We start from the raw sequence: 23,453 nt of genomic DNA, 5'->3' as shown, positions 1-23,453 counted from the left end.
GCAGGGCAGGGCGCCCCGCCAGCGTTATGGCCGCTAGGCCGCTGTTTCTTGCATCAGGACGTATTGACCCACGCGGTGCGGTGGCCGTCCTGCCTCAGTGGCCTGGTAGGCCCATTGCGTGCGGATATCGAAGCCCCGTCGACGAAGGCGGCGAACCGTGCTCGGCGGATGGACAATATCCAGATCGTTGGCTGCTTCGATGGTCGTCACTGGATGAATTCTCAGTGCTTCCAGAAGGCGCCGGTCTTGCTCGGTTGCGGAGTGTGATGGCATAGTTCAGTCCTCACTTGGTGCAGTCCAATGTGTTTGCCCCTGGCGGTGTTGCAGCACCGCTTCGGGTTTCCTCTCTGCTTCCTTTCTCATGTCCATTCGTCCCTGTCCGGTGCGGCGTAGCCCCATGCTTCGTTGGCGGCCGCGTAGATCATCGAGCCCAGGGCGGCCACCGCATACGCAAGGCTGCTCCGGTCGTCGTCGCTTAGGTGATGCTCAGATTCATCGGCGCCCAATAGCCGGCCGATACCTTCCAACCCTTTGCCGGCGTTCGTCAGCGCCGCGGCGTTGCGCTGGATCATCTCGAACGCCTCGCGATCAGTGATGCGGCTCATTGCAGCCCCTCCACGCGCTTGATGCGCTCTGCTTCGCAATCCATGTAGTTGCTCAGATCGTCTGCCAAGAACTGCCCCAAGCCGCCGAGCTCGGCAACGTTGCGCCCTTCGTTGTGCTTTTTGTCCAGCGTGATTGAGCGCATTAGCGCGGCCAGCCACTTGCCGTGTTCGCGCGCATAGGTCGCCAGGTCGTAAGCGTCGATCGCGTCCACTGTTTCAGTCGTTGCGGTATTCATTTCGCTAGCTCCAGTCGAGAGGCGCCAAGGTGGCGCAGGTGTTCGAGATCAATCAGTCGGGTATTGGTAGGCAGTGCCAGCCACCCAATGACTTTGCCGCTCCGGTCGATTAGATGGAAGGCCCGCTCCAGGGCCTCCAAATGGCCGCTCACCGGCCGTTCTCCTTCGCCATCCGATTCAGCCAGGCGCGCAGTTCTTCGACGAGGATCAGGCGGCGCTTGCCAGCCTTGAACGACACGAGATCGCCGCGGGCAATGGCTTCGTAAACAGCGGAACGGGTGGTGCCGGATGCGCGGGCGGCCTCTTCAGGGCCAACAGCGAGGGGTTGCAGCGTTGCGAGTTGGGACATGGTCTTCTCCATCTGGCTTAGATTTGGTGCCAGTGATTGCCATCATAAACAGCTCAATTCGCTTAGTGCAAGCAATTGCTAAACAAACACGCACTCAACCGGATTGACGCTAGTTTGCTCGTAGGTCAAGCTGTAGGCATCGAAAGCAGATTAGGAAGGCAGGCGCCCGGATGGCTACCAAGACGACGAAGAGAAAAGGCGAGACAAGCACGACGGTTTCCGTAGGGATACGGATCGATCCGAAGATCAAGTTCGCGCTTGATCTTATGGGGCGAATGCAAAAGCGATCATTGACTGCTGTGATTGAATGGGCGATCTCAAATGCCATTGCCCAGCAGCAATTCCGAGCGCCAGACGAGACATTTGATGAAGTGATTGCCAAGGTGTGGTCGACTGACGAGTCAACGAGATTTGTCAAACAGGCGATCTATATGCCTGAGACACTGACCTATGACGAACTTAGGGTGTGGGAAACGATCAAGTCCAGCCTAGAGTTCTGGCGACATTTTCCGAATGGTGAAGATGTATATGAGTGCTGGGTAAATTTTGAAGCTATACGCACTCATTGGGATGCGCTTTTAAAACACGTCCAAGAGCACAAAAATAGCCCAGTTATTGTCGATTTCGACACGATTCCGTTTTAGATCAGCTCTACCGCTGCCGCCTTGCTGTCCGGCGCAAGGTGGGCATAGCGGAGCGTCATCTTGATATCAGCGTGCCCCAGCAGATCGCGAACCGTGTTGAGCGGCACGCCAGCCATCACCAGCCGTGACGCGAAGTCGTGACGCATATCGTGCCAGCGGAAGCCGGCAATTCCCGCATTCTTCAGCAGCTCCAGCCAGGCTGTTTTCACGTCCGTCATGGGCTTGTCGTCTTCGCCTGGGAAGATATAGCCGGTGCCGCTTGCCTGGTCCTTCCATCCTTGCAGCGTGGCCAATGCCTCGGCATTGAGTGGGATATGCCGCGTCTCGCTGGTCTTGGCACCTTCACCGGCTGCCGTTAGGGTTTTGGCTTGCAGATTGGCGTGATGCCAGCGCAGGCCGAACAGTTCGCCCCGGCGCATACCCGTGTTGAGCGATAGCAGAACCATCGGCTTCAGATGGTCAGCGAAGGCGAGGGCGCGAAGGTCTGGCAGCGGCTCCCGGTTGCGCTTGGTGCGCCATTCGTTCGCACTGTCACGCTCTGCCCTGATTCGCTCCTCGCGTGCGTCCAGCGCGTCCCTAAGGGCTTTGGCTTCGTCTTTCGACAGGTAGCGGATGCGGCCGATCGAATCGACCTTCAGTTGCTTGACCTTCTCCAGGGGCGAGGCGGGCAGGTAGGCCCATTCCACTGCTCGGCTAAATACTCCGCTGATGCTGCCGATCTTGCGGTTCGCGGTGGACGGCTTGTTGCCGCCGTTGAGCCAGGCGGTGCGGATCTGCTCCAGATCGCGGCCGGTGATTTCATCGAGGCGGCTGTGCATGATCGGCTCGAAGCTGGTGTCGAGCGTGTGCAGTGTCTTCTCGTGGCCTTTGTGGTGGGCCTTGAACCACGGCATATAGTGGTCATCGATGAAGCTGCGCAGGGTAGGGGTGCCAGCACCGCGGCGGCCTTGCGTGACTGCCAGCGGCTCGCCGTGCTTGCGGGCTTCGTTGAGGTACAGCAGGGCTTCTTCCTGAGCCTGAGCGAGCGTCAGGATGCCGACACGGCCCAACGTCTTCTTGCGGCCACGCGCCCAGGTCACGACATAGGACTTTGCACCTGCGGCAGTCACGCGCACGAACAGGCCGGGCACAGTGGTATCGTGGACTTCGTATTCCTTGCCGGTAACTTCCAGGCTGTTCAGTCGGCGCGCCGTCAGCTTCTCTCGCACGGTGTCCCCATGGGTGCAGTGTGGGTGCAAAAGCGACTATACGGGGCTGGTTTACCGGATGCAACGGGACGCTAACTGCTTGATTTACAAGGTAAGTGCTTGATCTGCAAGGGGCTTGGTTGCCCCTCCTAAGGGGAAGGTTGTGAGTTCGAACCTCGCCTGGGACGCCAGTTTTTTTCTCTGCAAGGCCAGTCGAACCTACTGCTGGCGCACGGTCAGACGAACGTCCAAAAGTGTTTTCGCGTTTTGGCGAGTGCTGTTTGTCTTGGCCGTGCGTGAGGGAGAGGCGCAATGGTCCCGCTTGCCATTGCGATGCGAGTCAGCTGAAGCGATCGCTTGCCTGGTCTCGTCGTGCTTCACGCTGCAGCTGATAAACGAATCGTTCGATCTGTCGCTGCGTCAGTCCGCTGATGCGGTGAAACCGCATACCGCAGAATGTCGTGTCGAGCTTTTCGTCGAAGATAACGTGCCGCAGTTCGGCTGCGGTTGTGATGGTGCCGAACGGCAGTTTCGCCGATAGCTGTTCGTAGACTCGGCCTGCTTGCAGGCCGCTCTGTACGTCGCCTTGAAAGCTGAGCTTGCAACCGGTAGCGGACATATCCAGCACTTTACCCTCAAGGGGCTGCCTGATTGTCTTCCCGCCGAGTTCGACGGCGACAGTCTGGCCGATCAGCTGGGCGCGATAAGCGTTGCGGCGCTGATGGTAGAGGATCTGGTCGGGCAGCGGGGTCCAATAGCAGCGCGCATCGTCCAGCTCGCCCAGGTGCACGGGGTGGCTGTTCTTCCAGGCGATGCGCACGCCTTCGTAATAGCCTTCGATCTGAAAGGATTCGCCGGACGCCATGAATCGCTCACCGTCGGTGGGGATGAGTTCGTCTAGCGCGATCCAGCCTTTCTCGCGGTTTATCTCGACCAGGTAGGTTTGGTATCGCTGGTTGCGCTCGGTAAAGCGCACCATGAGCGGAATGTGGTTATCCAGCAGAACGCGCAGGTTCGCCAGGACTTCCGCTGCGGTCTTCAAGGTCTGGGGAGGCTGCGGGCCTTCATCTTCAGCAAAGCGACTGGACACTTATCTCTGCTCTCCGGCATATAACGACGTCAGCCGCATGATAGCATTTTGATGTTGCTGGCCGCGTATGCTTCAGGCCTGGCTGAGTGGGCGGTGGCTGGCGGTTCTGGCGGCCGCGCCTCTGCGGTCGTAGAGATCGGGAGTCTGATTGCTTCCCTGCAGAACGCGCAACATGCTTCCGACGGCGCTCTGATTGGCGCGAATGAGCTTTCCGTTACGCTCGTTGGCGCTTCGGCAGGCCTCGAGGAGTTCGTCTAGCTTATCTGATTGGGCAAGAATTTGTTCGCCTTGCGATGAGCGCGCGGCAAATACCGCCAAACCATTCCGGTCGGCACTCAACTGAGCATTGGCAAGTGTCTGGCTGCGCAGAGTGCCATGCTGGCCCAGCAACGCTAGCAGCGTCTGTTTCTGAGTGAGCAGTTGTTCAAGCCCGGCGAGATTACGCTCAGCGAGCGCCTGGTATTCGGCATTGGTGAGCTCAAGAAGCTTCCCGGCAATGCCGATATCGTCAGTGAGCTGCTGAAGCACTTCAGTATCTTGCATAGTGGCCTCTAACGCGCCGACGCCTGGCTACACACCCGTTGGCAGAGAATCAGCGTTGGTTTTCAAAAGCGAGTAGCTTGGACGCCACGCGCTGGCTGTCTACTTGGTAGCTGCCGTCAGCAATGGCCTGTTTGATCTGCGCCACGCGCTCTTGGTCGACCGCGGGTTCACGGCTCAGCTGCTGTGCCGTTTGCTGCAAGCGCTGCGCCTGCGGGCTGAGCTGGACGCTTTCGCCAGCTACCGCTTCGCTGCTGGTGCTCTTCGTTGTGTCCGCGGGCGCTTGTTGAGCGGTCGGGCGTTCGGTGTTCTGGACGCTGCTGCTGCGCCCATTACTGGGTGAATTGACGGCGCTGTTGGGCCGATTGAAATCGATAGCCATGATCGAAACCTCGAATAAGTCAGGACGCTTGCCTGCTTTTCGGCAAATCCATAGAAAACTTTAGCTTTTTTTCGGCCGATGGCTGCGTCGTCGCGTTCCATGCGCTTACATCGCGACTTCCACCTGGCCGGGCCCCATGACCCGGGCCTTGATCGTCCGCCCGGATCGTTGGTTTTTGACCCGGATCTGGCTGCCGAGTGCGCCATCGGACAAGGCTTCACCCGGCATTCTCACATTTATCGTGGAATTTTTCGCGCTGATTACGACTTGATCCCCTTTGCGTACCACTTCGGCCGCGGAGATGTATGTCGGTGGCAACACCTGGTCGGGTAGGGCGCTGCGAGTCACTTTGTTGCCGAGCACTTGGTCGTACGCGGTCATATAGCCTTGGTTCAGCAAGCCCACATCGCGTTCTGCAAGGGTGACATCGGCCTGTTCGATGACGCTCTCGCGAGCCAGTGGGCGCCGGGCGACGATGACCTCGCGGAACAAATGAATCTGTGCAGGTACGAAAACGGACCAGGGCGAGGACCCTTCGCAACTGACCCGGATGGTTGCGCGACCGACTGGCTGCGCCGGGCTTTCCAGCTTGGCCGAAAGCGGCTCGTCACAGGACGCCAGACGCAGGCGGGGATCGAGCCGGTTGACCTCGATTTCGTAGCGGGCCTCGATTTGGCTACGCTGCAAATAGTCATCCACCTCGTGCTCAAGAAAGTCGCGGGTCGCGTCGATAAGCTGTTCAGGTCGTGTCACGCCTGCCGAGTCAGCAAACGGGCTCAGCCCACACAAGGCCGGTAAAAGGATCGCATGGCAGATCGCCTTGCAGGGATGCCGGAAATAAGTCATTTGTTTGCTCATGTCATGGCCCAAGCAAGGCGCGTGCCGTCAGGCCGGTTTCATGATCGACTACCATTTCGCAAGCGAGAGGAAACTGGCATGGCCGGTATATTGGATTCGGTTAACCAGCGCACACAGCTGGTGGGACAGAATCGTTTGGAACTGCTGTTGTTCCGGTTGGACGGGAAGCAGCTCTACGGCATCAACGTATTCAAGGTCAAGGAGGTGCTGCAGTGCCCCCGACTGACCGTCATGCCTCGGTCCAGTCCGGTGGTTCGTGGTGTTGCGAATATCCGCGGCAACACGCTTTCGATCCTGGATCTTTCGCTCGCCACGGGCAAACAAGCGCTCGGCGACCTGCCGAACAGCTTCGCCATCATCGTGGAGTACAACACCAAGGTCCTCGGGTTTCTCGTACGGTCGGTGGAGCGGATCGTCAATATGAACTGGGAGGCCATTCTGCCGCCGCCCAAGGGCGTCGGGCATGATCACTACCTGACTGCCGTGACTCACGTCGACGGACAGATGGTGGAGATCATCGACGTCGAGAAGGTACTTGCCGAGGTCGCGCCTGTATCCGAGCAGCTCTCGGTCGGTATCGCCGATGAAGAGACCAGCAGCAAGGCCTCCACCAGTCGCGTACTGATCGTCGACGACTCGTCCGTTGCGCGAAAGCAGATTATTCGTTGTCTACAGAACCTGGGGATCGAAGTGGTCGCCCAGAACGACGGGCGCCAGGCGCTGAATTACCTGCGCGGGCTGGTGGCGGAAGGTAAGACCCCATCCAAGGAATTCGTCATGATGATTTCCGACATTGAGATGCCGGAAATGGATGGCTATACATTAACGACCGAAGTGCGTCAGGATCCCGTCATGCGTGACATGCACATTCTGCTGCATACTTCTCTCTCCGGCGTGTTCAACCAGAGCATGGTCAAGCGTGTCGGTGCAAACGATTTTCTTGCAAAGTTTCAGGCCGACGATCTGGCCAACCGCGTGATAGAGCGAATCCGGACAACGGATAAAAAATGAGGCCTTGTCCTCTCAATACGACTGGTGGGCATTATTAGTGTCAGGCGATCCGGATTTCGATCAGTTCCGAGTGTTCCTCGAGAAAACCTGCGGCATCTTGCTGGGCAACAACAAGCAATATCTCGTGTCGAGCAGGCTGAACAAGTTGATGGAGCAGCAGGGGCTCAAGACCCTGGGCGACCTGGTCAGAAAGATTCAGGCACAGCCTCGCAGCGGCCTCAGGGAGCAGGTCGTCGATGCGATGACGACCAACGAAACGCTCTGGTTTCGTGATACCTATCCGTTCGAGGTGATGAAGAACCGGGTCCTGCCGGAGTTGCTCAAGTCAGCGGTCGGGCAGCGACTGCGTATCTGGTCGGCGGCCTGCTCTTCGGGGCAGGAGCCTTATTCGCTGTCGATGACGATCGACGAGTACGAGCGAAACAGTCCCAGCCAGCCAAAGCCGGCTGTTCAGATTGTCGCCACTGAGCTGTCCGGCGCGATGCTGGCGGCGAGCAAGGCGGCCGAGTACGACAGCCTGGCGATCGCGCGCGGGCTGTCGAGCGATCGCCTGCAGCGCTATTTCGATGCCAAGACGCCCGGGCGTTGGGTGGTCAAGCCGGGCATCCGTAGTCGTGTCGAGTTTCGCGTACAGAACTTGCTAGATAGCTACGCCGTGCTGGGCAAGTTCGACGTGGTGTTCTGCCGGAACGTGCTGATCTATTTTTCCGCGGACGTAAAGAAGGACATCCTCAAGCGTATTCACGCCACGCTGAAGCCCGGGGGGTATCTGTTTCTCGGCGCATCGGAGGCGCTGAACGGCCTTCCTGAGCTCTATCAGATGGTGCAATGCAGCCCGGGCATTATCTACAAAGCGAAGTGACCAGCTCCAAGCCCGGCGCGGCAGAATTCTGTCGGTGACCGGTCCAGAGCGGCAAGGCAAAAGGAAAAGCATTGCCGCTTTTGACGCCTCCCGATCGTTCTGATCAGTAAAAATGCCTATATATCAGCGCTTTGCCTAAATGGCACGGTGTTTGCTCATGCTTTGCCAAGCAGACTTGTATCCGGCAGAGGTCCAGATCATGAGCATCAGTTTCGACAAAGCGCTCGGTATCCACGAGAAAGCTCTCGGTTTTCGCGCCCAGCGCGCCGAAGTGCTGGCCAACAACATCGCTAACGCCGACACGCCCAACTACAAAGCGCGTGACCTCGATTTCAGTTCCGTGCTTGCCGCCCAGAGCAGCAAGAACCGCGGCGAATTCGGTGTGGCGCTAACCAGTAGCAAGCACATCGCTGCCGAAGGGATGGAGATTGCCGATCCTGGGTTGCGCTTTCGTACGCCTGCACATGCATCGCTGGATCAGAACACGGTCGACGCGCAGGTCGAGCAAGCCGCCTACGCCGAGAATGCCATTGATTTCCAGGCAAGCTTCACCTTGCTCAACAGTAAGTTCAGGGGCCTGATGGGCGCCCTGCGTGGCGATTAACAGGAGCGACCACTATGTCCCTTGGAAACGTATTCAACATCGCCGGCAGCGGCATGAGCGCGCAGAGCACTCGTCTGAACACCATATCCAGCAACATCGCCAACGCCGAGACGGTGTCGTCCAGCGTCGACCAGACCTATCGTGCCCGTCATCCCGTGTTCGCGACCATGCTGCAGCAGGCCAATGGGCAACCTGATCAGTCGCTGTTCGCCGAGCAGGGCCAGGCGGGCGTCGGCGTTCAGGTGCTGGGCGTAGTCGAGGATCAGAGCGAGCTGCAGGCGCGTTACGAGCCGAATCATCCCGCGGCGAACGCCGAAGGCTACGTCTATTACCCGAACGTCAATGTCGTGGAAGAGATGGCCGACATGATTTCCGCCAGCCGTTCGTTTCAGACCAACGCTGAGCTGATGAACACAGCCAAGACCATGCTGCAGAAAGTTCTGACCCTCGGTCAGTAACCCTAACGAGAGATAGCCATGAGCACGACAGGCAGCGTCGGCGGTACCGGTTCGGTACTCGACCAGTACCAGATCAAGGATCGCGAAGCGAAGAGCAAGGATCTGGGCAAGAACGAGTTTCTCGAATTGCTGGTCACCCAGCTGAACAACCAGAACCCGCTCGAGCCACAGGAAAACGGTGAGTTCATCGCTCAGCTGGCGCAGTTCAGCACCGTCGAAGGCGTAGAGAAGTTGAATTCGAGCATGGAGACGATGCTGTCCGGGTATCAGTCGTCCCAGGCCCTGCAGGCGTCTTCCCTGGTGGGTCGCAAGGTCATCGTGCCGAGCGACAAGGCGGTTGTGGATACCAGTGAGACCTTCAAGGCCAGCCTGGTTTTGCCCACTTCCAGCAGCAACGTCTCGGTCAACGTCTATGACAGCGCCGGCACCGTCGTCAACCGGATCAACATGGGTCAGCAGGAGGCCGGCAACGTCTCCTTCATGTGGGACGGCAAGGACTCGAGCGGCAAGACCTTGCCGCCTGGGACGTACAAGTTTGAAGCACAAGCCACCTACCAAGGCGAGACCAAGGGCCTATACACCCTGCTGCCCGCCAACGTAGACAGCGTCACTCTCGGGCAGAACGGCGGTGAGCTGATGCTCAACCTGGCCGGGGTCGGCAGCATCGCGCTGTCGCAAGTCCAGGTCATCGGTCAGTAACCGCCGGTCAGATCCGGTAACAGGAGCAATTCATGTCGTTCAATATCGGCCTCAGCGGCATGCGTGCCGCCAGCAAAGACCTCAACGTCACGGGTAACAACATTGCCAACGCCGGAACGGCAGGGTTCAAGCAATCACGGGCAGAGTTTGCCGACGTGTACGCCTCATCCGTGCTCGGCACCGGCAAGAACCCGCAGGGAAGTGGCGTGCTGCTGGCGAACGTGTCGCAGCAGTTCAACCAGGGCAACATCAACTACACGCAGAACGCGCTGGATTTGGCGATCAACGGCAACGGCTTTTTCCAGGTCAGCAACAACGGCGCGCTGAGCTACACCCGTGCGGGTTATTTCGGTACCGACAAGCAAGGCAATCTGGTCGACAACTTCGGTTATCACCTGCAGGGCTATTCGGTCGACGCCAACGGCAATATCCAGACGGGGCAGGTCAGCGATCTGAAGATCCAGACCGCCAGCCAGGAACCCAAGGCCACGACCAAGGTCACGCAGGGCTTCAACCTCAATTCGACCAATACCCAGCCGATCAATACGCCGTTCGATCCGGCTGATCCATTGAGTTACAACTCGTCGACCTCGACCAATATCTATGACGAGCAAGGTAACGCCCACGTCATGACGCAATATTTCGTCAAGAGCGGCACGGCCAACACCTGGCAGATGAACGTGCTTATCGACGGACGTAACCCGTCTGATCCGGTCAATAGCACGGCACCTAACACGACCACGCTCGAGTTCAGTCCGTCTGGTAGTTTGCTGACGCCTGCGAGCGGTAGCACGGCGATCGCTGGCTGGCAGCCTGCCGTCCACAACACCGATGGTAGCTGGTCGTTGAACAACGCTGCGCCCGCCGCCGGGTTGGACGTCTCGCTAGACATCCGCGGCTCCACCCAATACGCCAGCGCCTTTGCTGTTAACAGCGTCGCTCAGGACGGTTACACCACTGGAGAACTCGCCGGTCTTGAGATCAGCGAATCAGGTGAGATCTTCGCTCGGTACACCAACGGCCAGTCCAAGGTGCAGGGGCAGATCATTCTGGCCAACTTCGCCAACGTCCAGGGCCTGACGCCGGTCGGCAAGACGCAGTGGGTCCAGTCGTTCGAATCGGGCGAGCCAGTGCGCAACCCGCCTGGCAGCGGTACCCTGGGTTCGCTGCAGGCCGGAGCGCTTGAAGACTCTAACGTCGAGCTTTCCGATCAGCTGGTGAACCTCATCGTGGCGCAGCGCAACTACCAGGCGAACGCCAAGACCATCGAAACCGAGAGTGCCATTACCCAGACGATCATCAACCTGCGGTAAACGACGTCAGTCGCAGCGAGGCGGCGGGAAATTGCCGCCTCGGGTTTTGCAGGCCCTTCGGGGCTTTTTTTATTTGAATAAATCATCAATTAATCAAAGACTTATCTTCTCTCTTTTTCCTTGGCATGCGTCTTGCTGAATTGATCCGTAACGATCCAGTTTGCGTCAATTTGTGTGTTACGGAGGTTCCATGGACAAGATGCTCTATGTGGCAATGACGGGGGCGAGCCAAAACTCTCGTGCCCAGCAGGCACATGCCAACAACCTGGCGAACATCTCGACTACGGGCTTCCGTCGCGACTTTGAGCAGGCGCGCTCGATGCAGGTCTTCGGCGACAGCTTTCCGGCGCGTGTGTATGCCATGAGCGAGCGCCCCGGTACCGACTTTAGCTCCGGGACCCTACAGGAAACCGGGCGGGACCTGGACGTCGCCGTCGAGGGTGATGGCTGGATCGCCGTGCAGGCCCCTGATGGCAGCGAAGCCTATGCCCGTACGGGCAGCCTGAACATCGATACGCTCGGCATGCTCAGAACCGGCGATGGTTTGCCGGTACTCGGCAACGCCGGGCCGATTGCCGTGCCGCCGGAAGAGAAGGTCGAGATCGGTGCCGATGGGTCGATCAGCATCCGCGCGCTGGGTGAAGATCCGAACGTCGTGGTGACGGTGGATCGCCTGAAGCTGGTGAACCCGGACCCCAAACAGCTGCAGAAGGGCACCGACGGTCTGATCCGGATGAAAGACGGCAAGCCCGTCGAGGCGGATGCCGCGGTGCGCGTGACGTCCGGCTTCCTCGAGGCGAGCAACGTCAATGCTGTCGCGGAGATGACCTCGATGCTGGCACTGTCCCGCCAATTCGAGCTTCACGTGAAGATGATGCGCACCGCGGAAGAAGATGGTGCCGCTGCGGCCCGAGTCTTGCAGATCAGCTAATCAAACTAGGCGGCGCGCCCAGATTCCGGCGCCATAGGAGAACGACATGCTTCCAGCACTGTGGGTAAGCAAGACAGGTCTGTCCGCGCAGGACATGAACCTGACCACCATTTCGAACAACCTGGCCAACGTATCCACTACGGGCTTCAAGAAAGACCGGGCCGAGTTTCAGGATCTGCTCTACCAGATCCGCCGCCAGCCGGGCGGCCAATCCAGCCAGGACAGCGAACTGCCGTCCGGCCTGCAATTGGGTACGGGTGTACGCATCGTCGGTACGCAGAAACAGTTCACCGCCGGTAGCCTGCAGACCACCGAGCAGCCGCTCGACATGGCGATCAATGGGCGCGGCTTCTTCCAGGTCCTGCTGCCGGACGGCACCGTCTCCTACTCACGCGACGGCAGCTTTCACCTGAACGCTGACGGCCAGATCGTGACCTCCAACGGCTACGCCCTGGAACCGGCCATCGTCGTGCCGCCTGAGACCCAGACCTTCACCGTGGGCGAGGATGGCACCGTGTCCGTCACCACCCTGGGCAACCCGGCGCCGCAGATCATCGGCAACATCCAGACCGCGGACTTCGTCAACCCGGCCGGCCTGCAGGCAATGGGCAGCAACCTGTTCCTGGAAACCGCTGCCAGCGGCGCGCCGCAGGTCAGCACGCCAGGCCTCAACGGACTGGGTACCGTGCTGCAGAACACACTGGAAAACTCAAACGTCAGCGTCGTCGAGGAGCTGGTGAACATGATCACCACGCAGCGCGCCTACGAGATGAACTCGAAAGTCATCTCCACGGCCGACCAGATGCTGTCTTTCGTTACCCAGCAGCTGTAATAGCTGTCAGCCGCTGGATTGAGGTGAATATGCGCCGCTTGTTGTCTGTCCTTCCGCTGATGCCCGCCGTGATCCTGTCCGGTTGTATGGCACCTGCTCCGAAGCCCAACGATCCCTATTACGCGCCGGTTCTGCCGCGCACGCCGCTGCCGGCTGCGCAGAACAACGGAGCGATTTACCAGGCTGGCTTCGAAACCAATCTGTACGACGATCGCAAGGCGTATCGGGTCGGCGACATCATCACCGTCACCCTCAACGAGAAGACGCAGGCAAGCAAGAACTCGAATTCGAAGATTTCCAAGGACAGCAAGGCCAACATCGGCCTTGGCTCACTGTTCGGAGGCGCCGTTTCGATGGCCAACCCGCTGACCGGCAACAACATGAGCCTGGGTGCCGAATATGAAGCGGCGCGTGACACCTCCGGCTCCGGTCAGGCAGGGCAGAGCAACAGTTTGTCCGGCTCCATCACTGTGACCGTCTCCGACGTGCTGCCCAACGGCATCCTGGCGATCCGCGGCGAGAAGTGGATGACGCTCAACACCGGCGACGAGCTGGTGCGCATCGCCGGCCTGGTGCGCTCGGACGATATCGCGACCGACAACACCGTGCCGTCGACCCGTATCGCTGATGCGCGCATCACCTATTCCGGCACCGGCGCGTTCGCCGATGCCAGCCAGCCGGGTTGGCTGGATCGCTTCTTCGTCAGCCCGTTGTGGCCTTTCTAAGCAGGTACAGGCAATGAAACTGTTCAGCTCGATCCTGCTTGCCTTGCTGTGCGTAGCGGCCATCCCCGCACACGCCGAGCGGCTCAAGGACATCGCGACCATTCAGGGGGTGCGCAGCAACCAGCTGATTGGTTACGGCCTGGTGGTCGGCCTCAATGGCAGCGGCGACCAGACCACGCAGACGCCGTTTACCGTGCAGACCTTCAACAACATGATGGCGCAGTTCGGCATCAAGGTTCCGGCCGGCGGCAACGTCCAGCTGAAGAACGTTGCGGCGGTGTCGATCCATGCCGAGCTTCCGCCGTTCGCCAAGCCGGGCCAGACGATCGACATCACGGTGTCGTCGATCGGTAACGCCAAGAGCCTGCGTGGCGGCAGCCTGCTGATGGCGCCGCTCAAGGGGATCGACGGCAACGTGTATGCCATCGCTCAGGGCAACCTCGTCGTCGGCGGCTTCGATGCCGGCGGTGCCGACGGTTCGCGCATCACCGTCAATATTCCCTCGGCCGGCCGTATTCCCGGTGGTGCGACCGTCGAGCGGCCGGTGCCGAGCGCCTTCAACCAGGGCAACACCCTGACGATGAACCTCAACCGTCCGGATTTCACCACGGCCAAGAACATTGTCGACCACATCAACGAGCTGCTTGGCCCCGGCGTGGCCCAGGCGCTGGATGGTGGTTCGATCAGCATCACCGCACCGCTGGATCCGAGCCAGCGCGTGGACTACCTGTCGATTTTGGAGAATCTCGAGGTCGACGTTGGTCAGGCGGTGGCCAAGGTGATCATCAACTCGCGTACCGGCACCATCGTTATCGGCCAGAACGTTCGTGTTCAACCGGCGGCCGTGACGCATGGCAGCCTGACCGTAACCATTTCCGAAGATCCGCAGGTGAGCCAGCCGAACCCTCTATCGGACGGGCAGACGGTGGTCGCGCCCAATTCCAAGGTCAAGGCGGAACAGGAAGCCAAGCCCATGTTCAAGTTCGGGCCGGGAACCACGCTTGATGAAATCGTACGGGCCGTGAATCAGGTCGGGGCTGCGCCCAGCGATCTGATGGCCATCCTCGAAGCGCTCAAACAGGCCGGTGCGCTGCAAGCAGACCTGATCGTGATCTGAGGAAGAAGACATGGAAAATCGTCTTGGTGTGAGTCGGCAGACGCCTGATAGTGGCAGCTACTCCGACCTGAATCGGTTGAATCAGCTCAAAGTGGGCAAGGACCGCGACAGCGAAGAAAACGTGCGCAAAGTTGCGCAGGAATTCGAGTCCCTGTTCATGAACGAGATGCTCAAGTCGATGCGCTCGGCGACCGAAGTCATGTCCCAGGACAATCCGTTCAACAGCCAGGCCAGCAAGCAGTACCAGGACATGCACGACCAGCAGCTCTCCGTCACCTTGTCCAAGGAAGGCGGTGGGATCGGGCTTGCCGATGTCCTGGTTCGCCAGCTGGCCAAGCAGCAGAAGCCCAGCGAAAAGCCTAATCCGTTTGCGCAGGTCGCACAGACCGAGGGCTCGAAGTGGTCGGCTAATCCCAACGCCAAGATTGCGTCCGTCGACCCTGCCCGCAACGATGTTCAGTTGCTCAACCAGCGCCGCCTGGCCTTGCCGGGGCGGCTTGCCGAGCGCACGCATGTGCAAAGCGAGCCGTCAGCTCCGGTGGAGCAGATCAACCTGAAGGGCGAGGCGCAACCGCTGGTCAATCTCGACTGGAAACCGGCGACCACCTTCGCTGCGCCCAAGGATGCGCCTCTGACGATCAACGGCGTTGACGCGAGCGCGCCCGGCAAGACGCGTTTCAGCTCACCGGCCGAGTTCATCGCAACCATGCTGCCAATGGCGGAAAAGGCGGCCAAGCGTCTTGGCGTCGAGCCGCGCTTCCTCGTCGCGCAAGCTGCGCTCGAGACCGGCTGGGGCAAGTCGATCATCAAGCAGAAGGACGGTACCAACAGCCATAACCTGTTCGGTATCAAGGCCACGGGTTGGGACGGCGCATCGGCGAAGGTCACCACGACCGAGTATGTCGATGGCAAGGCGACCAAGCAGGTCGCCGGATTCCGGGCTTATGACTCGTTCGAGCACAGCTTCAATGACTACGTGCAGATGCTGGAAAACAACGAGCGCTACAAGCCCGCGATCCAGGTTGCCAGCGCATCAGGCAACTCCGAGCGCTTCGTCAATGAGCTGCAGCGGGCCGGTTATGCGACCGATCCGCAGTATGCGCGCAAAATCAATCAGATCGCCCGCAAGGTGCAGGCCTATCAGACTATTGCTGATGCCGGTACGGCGCCTGCCATGCGGACTAGGGGTTAATCATGGCTGACTTACTGAATATTGGCCTGTCCGGTCTGAGCGCCAGCAAGAGCCAGCTGTCCATTACCGGTCACAACATCAGCAACGTCAACACGCCGGGCTTCAGCCGGCAGGATGCCTCTCAGGCGACCCGTGTTCCGCAGTTCAGCGGTGCCGGCTATGTCGGCTCGGGCACGACGCTGGTAGAAATCCGTCGCAGCTATAGCGAGTTCCTGACCAGCCAGCTGCGTAGCAGCACGTCCCTGAGCAGTGATGTGCAGGCCTATAAAAGCCAGATCGACCAGCTCGACTCCCTGCTGGCGGGCAGCACGACCGGCATCACGCCGTCTTTGCAGAAATTCTTTTCCGCGATGCAGACGGCTGCGGAAGATCCAGCCAATATCCCGGCGCGTCAGTTGGTGCTGGCCGAAGCCGAAGGGCTCGCCCGTCGCTTCAACACGGTGGCGGATCGGCTGAGCGAGCAGAACAATTTCACCAACAAGCAGATGGCAGCGGTGACCGACCAGATCAACCGCCTTGCGGGCAGCATCGGTAGCCTCAACAACGCCATCGCCACGGCGTCGGCCAACGGTCAGCAGCCCAACGACCTTCTGGATGCGCGCGATGAAGCGGTGCGTCAGCTGTCGACCTATATCGGCGTCACTGTAACGCCGCAAGACGACAACAGTTTCAATATCTCGGTGGGTACCGGACAGCCGCTGGTGGTGGGTAGCACCGTCAGTCGTCTGGAAGTCGTTCCCGGACAAGGCGATCCCAATCGCCATGAGATCCAGTTTGTCAGTGGCAGCTCGCGGCAGGGCATTACTTCGCAGATCACCGGCGGTGAGCTGGGCGGGTTGATCCGCTATCGCAGCGAAGTGCTGGATTCGACGATGAACTCGCTGGGCCGCCTTGCGCTGTCGGTAAGCGATCAGGTCAACACCCAGTTGGGGCAGGGGCTGGATCTGAAGGGGCAGGTCGGCAAGGCACTGTTCGGTGACTACAACACCCCAGCACTGGCGAAACTCAGGGTCACTGCGTTCGCGGGCAATAGCTCCAATGCACAGCCGCTTCTGAACGTCACCAACACCAGCGCGCTGACCACCAGCGACTACCTCATGGAATACGATGGGGTCGATTACAAGATCCGTCGGCTCAGCGACAGCCAGGTGATGAACGTGTCCGGCGCGCCCAGTGGTCCGTTGACCATCACCGATAATCAAGGGCGTGATCAGGGGTTCCAGATCGTGCTGGGCAGTCCGCTACCTGCTGCCGGCGACAAGTTCACCCTGCAGCCGACTCGTCGTGGCGCGGCTGATATCAAGGTAACCCTTGATCAGGCTGACCAGCTCGCCTTCGCCGCGGTTGCAAGTGCGCGCAACAACCTGCAGAACGCTGGCACCGGTGCCATCAGTCAGCCAGACATGGTCTCGGCGCCGTCGCCGATTGACCTCGATGAACTCAAGGCCGCCTTCGGCAGCGGGTTGAGCCTCACCACTACCGTCAACGCCGATGGCAGCTACTCGCTGACTGATGCGGCCTCCCTACCCAGTGGATGGGCGTATGTGGATGCAAATGGCGATCCGTTGGTCGACGGCAGTGGCAATCCTCAGGCGCCGACGCTCCAGAGCGGTACGAGCAATGCCGTTCGGTTGGCTTATACGGCCGCGTCTGGGGCCACTTACCAGTTCGATTTCAGCGCTAGCGGACGGCCCAAGGCCAGCGACAGTTTTTCGTTGACCTTCAATCAGGGCGGCGTCTCCGACAACCGCAATGCATTGAAGCTCGTAGATCTACAGACGAAACAGACCGTCGGCGTGGACTCCGCCGTTGCGGGTACCGGGTTCAGCTTCACCGATGGCTACGGCGAGCTAGTCGAGCGGGTTGGTACATTGACGGCCCAGGCGCGGATGGACAGCGATGCGACGAGTGCCATCCTCAAGCAGGCCACCGACAACCGGGACTCGCTCTCGGCGGTGAACCTCGATGAGGAAGCGGCGAATTTGATCAAGTTCGAGCAGTACTACAACGCTTCGGCTCAGATCATTCAAGTTGCACGCTCCATGTTCGATACATTGATCAGCACCTTCAGGTAATTGGCCCGGCCATGCGCATCTCGACCTTGCAAGCATTCAATAACGGCGTGACCGGCATCCAGCGCAACTACTCCAATGCCACGCGTACCCAGGAGCAGATCAGCACGGGCAATCGCATCCTTACGCCGGCCGACGATCCGGTCGCATCGGTGCGGCTACTGCAATTGGAGCAGCAGCAGAACGTCTTGACCCAGTACGACTCGAACCTGACCGCTGCGAAAAATAGCCTGACACAGGAAGAGGTCACCCTGAACTCGGTGAATACCGTCCTACAACGTGTGCGAGAGCTGGCGGTCAATGCCGGCAACGGTGCGCTCGACCCGCAGGACCGCAAGGCCATCGCGGCTGAGCTTGGCGAGCGTGAGGACGAGCTGCTTTCGCTGATGAACACCCGCAATGCACGTGGCGAGTACCTCTTCGCGGGTTTCCAGGGCAAAACGCAACCCTTTGTCCGGGCAGCGGATGGTAGCTACAGCTACCAGGGCGACGAGGGGCAGAGGAAACTGCAGATCGCGAGCTCCCTCAGCATTCCGATCAGCGATAACGGCAAATCCATTTTCGAGGGCATCACCGACGCAGGGAGGTTGGAACGCCAGCCCGTCGCTGCGTTTCCGGCAGGTTCGACGCTTGCTGTTTCAGCACCACTCGTTAGCGATGAAGTCGCCTTTTCCGGCGCAAATGGTTTTCCTGCCAATGGCGTTCAGCTCCAATTCAACGCGGATGGCACCTACGACATCTATGAGCTGGACAATAGCGGTGTGCCCGCAGCCACGCCGCTAGCGGACGGCGCTGGCCTGAAAATGGACGACAATCCCACCAGAAGCGATGCCTTGGTGTTTCGAGGTGTGACGCTACAGCTGGACGGGGCGGCAGTCGGCGGTGAAGTGGTAAATATCACTCCGAAACTCTCGGCATCCGGCGAAATACAGCAGAAACAGGGCATCCTCGACACCATCGCCAACCTGCGCAAGTCTCTGGAAGGTCCAACGACCGACAACGCCGGCGTCCGCGACGCGGTCGCTGTCGCCCTGACCAACCTCGACCACGGCATGGTCAGCGTCGATCAGGCTCGGGGGAACATCGGTGCGCGGCTGAACGTGATCGAGAGCACCCAGACCGATAACGAGGACGTCACGCTGGTCAACAAGGGGGTTCAGGCCGAGCTGCGCGAGCTCGACTACGCCGAAGCCTTGTCTCGGCTATCCATGCAGACCGTCGTGCTCGAAGCAGCCCAACAAAGTTACGTGAAGATCGCTGGCTTGAGTCTTTTCAACGTTATGCGCTGATTCTCGGCGTGACGCGGCGTGGGTCACAGAATGGTGGTTCGGATTTGACTCGTGGTCTTCGTGCCTTAAAGTGTGTTCTCGCGGCGCATGGAGTACCGCGTCGCTTATCCGACACTCAAAGGGATGTGAAAATGATCAAGTCTGTTCTCTGCGCAACACTCTTCGCACTGCTCACAAGCGTTTCGGTAGGCAGCTTCGCGGCGAAAAAAACCGAGCCCGTTGAATCAGCCAAAGCTGCTGTAGCTCAATCGACGGTAATCAATCTCAACACGGCCGATGCGGAAACCCTGACTCGCGAGTTGAAAGGCATAGGCGCAGCGAAGGCTAAGGCTATCGTCGCGTACCGTGAGGCGCATGGCCCGTTCAGCTCGGTTGACGATCTGCTGGAAGTCAAAGGCATCGGTGCGGCGACTCTGGAAAAGAACCGCGCGAAACTGAGCTTGAACTAAGCCAGCCGAATCAAGCTCCAGGAAGCCGGTCGCTCGACCGGCTTTTTTATCTCTGCTCGAAAGCCTGACGGGCCAAGGCATGCCAGGCTTGCAGCTTGGGTTATCGGCTGAACGGCCGGTGGCTGGCTGTTGTCCTTATTAGAACCAGCAGCCGGCTTTGTCTAGCCCTTTTAAAGCCGAAATTGCCTTAAAAAAGCGTTGACATGTTACGGTTATGCACATTCTAAAAAGCGTAACCGAACGATTCGGCGTTCAACCTTCAGGTGATTTCTGCTTATAGCTAAGTTGCTGATTTGAAAGGGTTTATTTGCGCTGAGCAAAAACCCATCGATCTGTTTGTAGGCCGCGCCGGCCGGGCGTTTGGAGCAGTCATCCAGAATCTGTTCACAAGGTTATCCACAGCTTCTGTGGATAAGCGTCAAGCGCTTATGTCACGCGGCTTTTGGAGGATATTCGATGAAAGCTCCTTGGACGTTCTTCAAATACCTTCCTATGGCGCAGCGGGTGCTCGCCAAGGGAAGGTTACCTGTGGTGCTCCTGGCGGTCGCTCGCAAGCGCTCCGCTCGTGGCGGGCTGCTCAAAGGCCTGCGGGAAGATCTAGGCGTTCTGCAAGCGCTGTGTGTGGCCTGGTGGCGGGGCGAGTACCGAGCCATCAGCAAACCGGCCTTGGTCGCCGCGGTGGCTGGACTGTTGTACTTCCTGTCGCCAATGGACGCCATTCCCGACTGGATTCCCGGCCTCGGTTTCGTTGACGATCTGGCCGTGCTGGGCTGGGTCATGCGCAAGTGGTCCGGTGAACTGCAGGCATTCCAGGCCTGGCGGGACAGCCAAACGGCTGATGTGCAGGCGGGCATTGCTCGATTACCCTCCGCTGATGAGCCCATGGCGGACGATGTCAGTCCAGCACGGCACAGTCCTACCTAGGATTACCGGATTAATCCTTTGGAACGGTTGGCGAATCGCGCCGGATTCACTCTTAAGTGCGGGCGCTTACGCTAAAAAACTGCTTTCGGACTGTTAAGATCCGCTTTTACGGAACAACGAGCGAGCGGGGTAGCGGATGAGTGTCCAGGTCATCATGCGTGACGGCGTACCAGAATATGCCGTGCTGCCTTGGGATGAGTATCAGGCGCTGCTGAGCGCGTGCGGGCAAGGTCCGGCAGCGACGACAGCACCGGAGGCCTCGGCCGCTTTACCCAGATTCAGCGAGCTGCGTGCGATGCGAGAGGCCCGAGGCATGGCGCTGGACGCATTAGCACGCGCGGTGGGTATCAGCCCTTCCTATCTGGACCTTATCGAAAGCGGTGACCGAGACCCGGGTGAGGCGATACGCCGGTCGCTGGCGCGTGCGATGGAGATCGATGGATGGGCGCAGGAGATTTGAAAGGTACTGCTTCGTCGATTCGTATCAGTCGCCCGCACTGGCAGGCGCTGCTGGATGAATTGAACGATGCTCGGCGCCAACGGCATCTGGTGACGTACCGCGCGTTGGTCGAGCGGTTGCAGTTGCCACCGCCAGCGATGCAGACCCTGACTGCCGCCTTGGAACATTTGGCCGCACTGGACGCACGTGCCGATCGGCCACTGCGCAGCGCTTTGGTGATCAGTCAGGGCGCCAGCCGATTACCACGCACCGGGTTCTTCGAATGTGCTGCTCGGCTTGGACGGTTCTCCGGTCCGGCGGACGGTACCGCTGCTGCCTCCTGGCATGCTGGCGAAGTCGCTCGGGTTTTTGAGTTCGATTATCCGGAGGCGCCTTAATGTTGCTCAAGGTACGAGCGCGGGTTGGTTATGGGGTCGCGCGCAAGCTGTTGGGGGTCCGGCGGGCTGTACAACAGCCGAAGCTATGGCGCTGGATGGAGGGTCAGTTCGCCCGCATGGCGGCTATCGGTGATCCCAAGGCCCAGAGCTTCTACGGCCACATTCTGCTTTTCCGCGGCCAAGGCTACGGCGCCAGGCGGGAGGGTATTCGCCTGCTAGGCCTGGCGGCCGAGCGTGGCGATGCCAAGGCCGCCTATCAAATGGGCGTCATCAGTCTCAGCGAGGATGCGACGCACGGGCCGGATGGTATTCAGGCGGCGCGGTGGTGGAAGATCGCCGCCGACGCTGGGCATCCGCTAGCGGCAACCCGTCTGGCTCAGCTTTATGCTGCCGGCGGCCATGGCCTGCCTCCGGATCGCCAGCAAGCCGAGTATTACAAGGCCAGCGCGGACAGAGCGGGACTCTGAAGCCCGGCCGAAGATTGCTCCGCTTCGATCGTATAGAGACTGTACCCGGCCTCCTGCTTGGCGCGGCGCTTGGCCTGCGAGGCAAGTCCGGCCAGGCCTGACGCGTCGAGCTGAGCATTGGAGCCAGGCTTTAGATGGACTGCGCCCACCGAGAGCGAGAGCAGAGGGTAGCGCTGCTGGCCGCCTTGGCGGCCTTCGGCAACGAAGCAACCCTCTGCAAGATGGTCATTTCGGTAGAACGACCGGCAGCGCTGCTCGAATGCGACGAATAGCTCGCTGATTCTCGTCGACCATTCTGTGGACTTCATGACCAGCAAAAAATCATCACCGCCGATGTGACCAACGAGGTCGCAGCTCGGGTCGACCTGCTGATCGAGGCAATGCGCCAGACATAACAGAATCTCATCGCCCTTGGCATAGCCGTAAAGGTCGTTGAACGGTTTGAAATGGTCGATATCGACGTAGCAGATCACAGCCTCCTGGCCCTGTCGTAACAGGCGGGAGAGGCATTGTTGGATCGGTACGTTTCCCGGTAGCAGAGTCAGCGGATTGGCGTGGCGTGCCTGTTGGATCTTCATTTCCGTGATCAGCTTGAGTACGTCGATTACCCGCCCCAAACCGTGGTAGCGGCCATTGACGGTGATAATGAAATCTTCATCGATTCGTTGCCGGGCTCGGCTGGTCAGAAGACGGCTGACCTGTTGCAGCGACTGGCCCAGCTCGACCGCCAGGAAGTCTTCGCTCATCAGCCTGCTGATGGGTTTTCGCGCCAGCAAGTCGGTTGCGAAGGGTTTGAGCAAGGCGTCGGACAACAGGCTTCGATGAACGATGCCCACCGGTGTGTCGTTTGCATCGAGCACTGCGACAGAATTCAGATTCGCCTGCAGACGGAACAACTCCAGAACGTCTCCGGTCGGGCGCGAGACGGCGACTGCGGACTGTTTCAATACCAATGCCGACAGGTCCGCCTGCTCCTCCAGCGATGCGTCGTTGCGATTGCCATGGCTTGGCAGAATCACAGCGGCCTCGGGGCTGGGGTCTTCTTCCGGACGGCCGAGCAAATATCCCTGAACCATATCTATGCCCATCTCGGAGAGCACCCTGAGCTCCTCGCTCAGCTCGATACCTTCGGCGATGACCTGCGCCCGCGAAGCCCTCGCAATCTTCATGATCGATTCGACGAACTCACGCTTGACCGCATCCCGGTGAATGCCATCGATGAAGTAGCGGTCGATCTTGACGTAATCGGGGCGCAACTCGGACCACATGCGCAAACCCGAGTAGCCGGCGCCGAGATCGTCGAGTGCGATCGAGAAGCCCATGTCTCGGTAATGACGCAACGCAGCATCGAGCAACTCGAAGTCGTCGGTCGGCGTTTGCTCCGTCAGTTCGATGACCACCCTGTCCGCCGGGATACGGTACTTGCGCAGCAATTCCAGGGTATATCCCGGTCTGTGGGTGGCATCGAGCAAGGTTTCCGGCGATACGTTGAGGAACAGCTTTCCCTGCAACTGCTGCTGGCTATAGCGGTGGCAGGCGTTTTCGCGACAGGTCATCTCCAGCTCATTGAGCCGACCTGCATGCCGGGCAGCCGCGAGTAGGTTGATGGGGGAGTGCAGCGCGGTGTTGGAAGGGCCGCGTGTCAGCGCTTCGTAGCCGAGAACACGTCGCTGTGAAAGCGATACGATCGGTTGGAAGAGGCTGGTGATGTCGCCGTGAGCGAGGATGTTATCCAGCGTGCTCAACTGCTCGGTGACGGTCATGTTGATCCCGTGATGGC

Annotated in this window: 29 protein-coding genes; 19 read left to right on the top strand and 10 right to left on the bottom strand. The window is 59.6% G+C overall.

Annotated features, from left to right (window positions below; all coding sequences use genetic code 11):
• Positions 1-33: 33 nt before the first annotated feature.
• From KCX70_RS13940 to KCX70_RS13925, 4 genes are all read right to left on the bottom strand, one after another.
• The gene (locus tag KCX70_RS13940) at positions 34-273 is read right to left on the bottom strand and encodes a helix-turn-helix domain-containing protein (protein WP_090519064.1); all 240 of its coding nucleotides are present in this window, start codon (positions 271-273) and stop codon (positions 34-36) included.
• An 86-nt stretch (positions 274-359) separates the two neighbouring features.
• Positions 360-605: a hypothetical protein gene (locus KCX70_RS13935; protein ID WP_212617905.1), complete on the bottom strand. Its 246-nt coding sequence runs from the start codon at positions 603-605 to the stop codon at positions 360-362.
• Positions 602-841 carry a hypothetical protein gene (locus KCX70_RS13930; protein ID WP_212617904.1) on the bottom strand — a complete coding sequence of 80 codons (240 nt, stop codon included), beginning with the start codon at positions 839-841 and terminating at the stop codon, positions 602-604. Before KCX70_RS13930 ends, KCX70_RS13935 begins: the two co-directional genes overlap by 4 nt.
• Before the next feature lie 148 nt (positions 842-989).
• A complete protein-coding gene (locus KCX70_RS13925) occupies positions 990-1,190 on the bottom strand; it encodes a helix-turn-helix domain-containing protein (RefSeq protein WP_212617903.1) in 201 nt (66 codons plus the stop codon).
• 170 nt (positions 1,191-1,360) lie between these two features.
• Between KCX70_RS13925 and KCX70_RS13920 the strand changes: the two genes are divergently transcribed.
• Entirely contained in the window at positions 1,361-1,834 is a 474-nt protein-coding gene (locus KCX70_RS13920; protein WP_212617902.1) for a hypothetical protein, read from the top strand.
• Here KCX70_RS13920 and KCX70_RS13915 read toward each other — a convergent pair.
• The 5 genes from KCX70_RS13915 to flgA form a co-directional block, all read right to left on the bottom strand.
• Positions 1,831-3,042: a site-specific integrase gene (locus KCX70_RS13915; protein WP_212617901.1), complete on the bottom strand. Its 1,212-nt coding sequence runs from the start codon at positions 3,040-3,042 to the stop codon at positions 1,831-1,833. The genes KCX70_RS13920 and KCX70_RS13915 overlap by 4 nt on opposite strands.
• Positions 3,043-3,361: 319 nt before the next feature.
• Positions 3,362-4,111: a flagellar brake protein gene (locus KCX70_RS13910; protein WP_021208505.1), complete on the bottom strand. Its 750-nt coding sequence runs from the start codon at positions 4,109-4,111 to the stop codon at positions 3,362-3,364.
• Positions 4,112-4,183: 72 nt separating this feature from the next.
• The gene (locus tag KCX70_RS13905) at positions 4,184-4,654 is read right to left on the bottom strand and encodes a flagella synthesis protein FlgN (protein WP_212617900.1); all 471 of its coding nucleotides are present in this window, start codon (positions 4,652-4,654) and stop codon (positions 4,184-4,186) included.
• Between the two features lie 49 nt (positions 4,655-4,703).
• On the bottom strand, positions 4,704-5,033 hold the full coding sequence (gene flgM, locus KCX70_RS13900) for a flagellar biosynthesis anti-sigma factor FlgM (protein ID WP_212617899.1): 330 nt from the start codon (positions 5,031-5,033) through the stop codon (positions 4,704-4,706).
• A 105-nt stretch (positions 5,034-5,138) separates the two neighbouring features.
• Complete coding sequence (gene flgA / locus KCX70_RS13895; RefSeq protein WP_212617898.1) at positions 5,139-5,891, bottom strand: flagellar basal body P-ring formation chaperone FlgA; 753 nt, start codon at positions 5,889-5,891, stop codon at positions 5,139-5,141.
• 78 nt (positions 5,892-5,969) lie between these two features.
• On the opposite strand from flgA, the gene KCX70_RS13890 reads away from it, so the two are divergent.
• From KCX70_RS13890 to KCX70_RS13805, 18 genes are all read left to right on the top strand, one after another.
• Positions 5,970-6,902, top strand: coding sequence for a chemotaxis protein CheV (locus KCX70_RS13890; protein WP_212617897.1), 933 nt, complete (start codon positions 5,970-5,972; stop codon positions 6,900-6,902).
• A gap of 37 nt (positions 6,903-6,939) precedes the next feature.
• Entirely contained in the window at positions 6,940-7,764 is an 825-nt protein-coding gene (locus tag KCX70_RS13885) for a CheR family methyltransferase (RefSeq protein ID WP_031311063.1), read from the top strand.
• Positions 7,765-7,963: 199 nt separating this feature from the next.
• Complete coding sequence (gene flgB, locus KCX70_RS13880; protein ID WP_031311064.1) at positions 7,964-8,368, top strand: flagellar basal body rod protein FlgB; 405 nt, start codon at positions 7,964-7,966, stop codon at positions 8,366-8,368.
• 14 nt (positions 8,369-8,382) lie between these two features.
• The gene (gene flgC / locus KCX70_RS13875; RefSeq protein WP_021208512.1) at positions 8,383-8,826 is read left to right on the top strand and encodes a flagellar basal body rod protein FlgC; all 444 of its coding nucleotides are present in this window, start codon (positions 8,383-8,385) and stop codon (positions 8,824-8,826) included.
• Between the two features lie 18 nt (positions 8,827-8,844).
• On the top strand, positions 8,845-9,525 hold the full coding sequence (flgD, locus tag KCX70_RS13870; RefSeq protein ID WP_021208513.1) for a flagellar hook assembly protein FlgD: 681 nt from the start codon (positions 8,845-8,847) through the stop codon (positions 9,523-9,525).
• A gap of 32 nt (positions 9,526-9,557) precedes the next feature.
• Positions 9,558-10,838, top strand: a complete 1,281-nt coding sequence (gene flgE / locus KCX70_RS13865; RefSeq protein WP_212617896.1) for a flagellar hook protein FlgE — start codon at positions 9,558-9,560, stop codon at positions 10,836-10,838.
• Between the two features lie 190 nt (positions 10,839-11,028).
• Positions 11,029-11,769 (top strand): flagellar basal-body rod protein FlgF, encoded by a 741-nt coding sequence (gene flgF, locus KCX70_RS13860; RefSeq protein ID WP_021208515.1) that lies wholly within the window; start codon positions 11,029-11,031, stop codon positions 11,767-11,769.
• Positions 11,770-11,815: 46 nt separating this feature from the next.
• Positions 11,816-12,601, top strand: coding sequence for a flagellar basal-body rod protein FlgG (gene flgG / locus KCX70_RS13855; protein WP_021208516.1), 786 nt, complete (start codon positions 11,816-11,818; stop codon positions 12,599-12,601).
• Between the two features lie 29 nt (positions 12,602-12,630).
• Complete coding sequence (gene flgH, locus KCX70_RS13850) at positions 12,631-13,326, top strand: flagellar basal body L-ring protein FlgH (RefSeq protein WP_021208517.1); 696 nt, start codon at positions 12,631-12,633, stop codon at positions 13,324-13,326.
• 13 nt (positions 13,327-13,339) lie between these two features.
• Positions 13,340-14,443, top strand: coding sequence for a flagellar basal body P-ring protein FlgI (locus KCX70_RS13845; RefSeq protein WP_212617895.1), 1,104 nt, complete (start codon positions 13,340-13,342; stop codon positions 14,441-14,443).
• A 10-nt stretch (positions 14,444-14,453) separates the two neighbouring features.
• Positions 14,454-15,635, top strand: a complete 1,182-nt coding sequence (gene flgJ, locus KCX70_RS13840; protein WP_212617894.1) for a flagellar assembly peptidoglycan hydrolase FlgJ — start codon at positions 14,454-14,456, stop codon at positions 15,633-15,635.
• A 2-nt stretch (positions 15,636-15,637) separates the two neighbouring features.
• Positions 15,638-17,710, top strand: a complete 2,073-nt coding sequence (gene flgK / locus KCX70_RS13835; RefSeq protein ID WP_212617893.1) for a flagellar hook-associated protein FlgK — start codon at positions 15,638-15,640, stop codon at positions 17,708-17,710.
• Between the two features lie 11 nt (positions 17,711-17,721).
• The gene (gene flgL, locus KCX70_RS13830) at positions 17,722-18,996 is read left to right on the top strand and encodes a flagellar hook-associated protein FlgL (protein WP_102847297.1); all 1,275 of its coding nucleotides are present in this window, start codon (positions 17,722-17,724) and stop codon (positions 18,994-18,996) included.
• Positions 18,997-19,127: 131 nt separating this feature from the next.
• Positions 19,128-19,445, top strand: a complete 318-nt coding sequence (locus KCX70_RS13825; RefSeq protein WP_212617892.1) for a ComEA family DNA-binding protein — start codon at positions 19,128-19,130, stop codon at positions 19,443-19,445.
• Between the two features lie 456 nt (positions 19,446-19,901).
• A complete protein-coding gene (locus KCX70_RS13820) occupies positions 19,902-20,369 on the top strand; it encodes a YkvA family protein (RefSeq protein WP_212617891.1) in 468 nt (155 codons plus the stop codon).
• A 136-nt stretch (positions 20,370-20,505) separates the two neighbouring features.
• On the top strand, positions 20,506-20,829 hold the full coding sequence (locus tag KCX70_RS13815) for a helix-turn-helix domain-containing protein (protein WP_021208524.1): 324 nt from the start codon (positions 20,506-20,508) through the stop codon (positions 20,827-20,829).
• Positions 20,811-21,206: a hypothetical protein gene (locus tag KCX70_RS13810; RefSeq protein WP_212617890.1), complete on the top strand. Its 396-nt coding sequence runs from the start codon at positions 20,811-20,813 to the stop codon at positions 21,204-21,206. The genes KCX70_RS13815 and KCX70_RS13810 overlap by 19 nt, the downstream gene beginning before the upstream one ends.
• Complete coding sequence (locus tag KCX70_RS13805) at positions 21,206-21,673, top strand: tetratricopeptide repeat protein (RefSeq protein ID WP_102852113.1); 468 nt, start codon at positions 21,206-21,208, stop codon at positions 21,671-21,673. The genes KCX70_RS13810 and KCX70_RS13805 overlap by 1 nt, the downstream gene beginning before the upstream one ends.
• Here the strand turns inward: KCX70_RS13805 and KCX70_RS13800 are convergent.
• A complete protein-coding gene (locus KCX70_RS13800) occupies positions 21,640-23,436 on the bottom strand; it encodes a bifunctional diguanylate cyclase/phosphodiesterase (RefSeq protein WP_212617889.1) in 1,797 nt (598 codons plus the stop codon). The genes KCX70_RS13805 and KCX70_RS13800 overlap by 34 nt on opposite strands.
• Between the last annotated feature and the right edge of the window lie 17 nt (positions 23,437-23,453).

The sequence above is a fragment of the Stutzerimonas stutzeri genome (assembly GCF_018138085.1).
Lineage (GTDB): Bacteria > Pseudomonadota > Gammaproteobacteria > Pseudomonadales > Pseudomonadaceae > Stutzerimonas > Stutzerimonas stutzeri_AI.
This window is presented reverse-complemented; position numbering and strand designations above follow the sequence as displayed.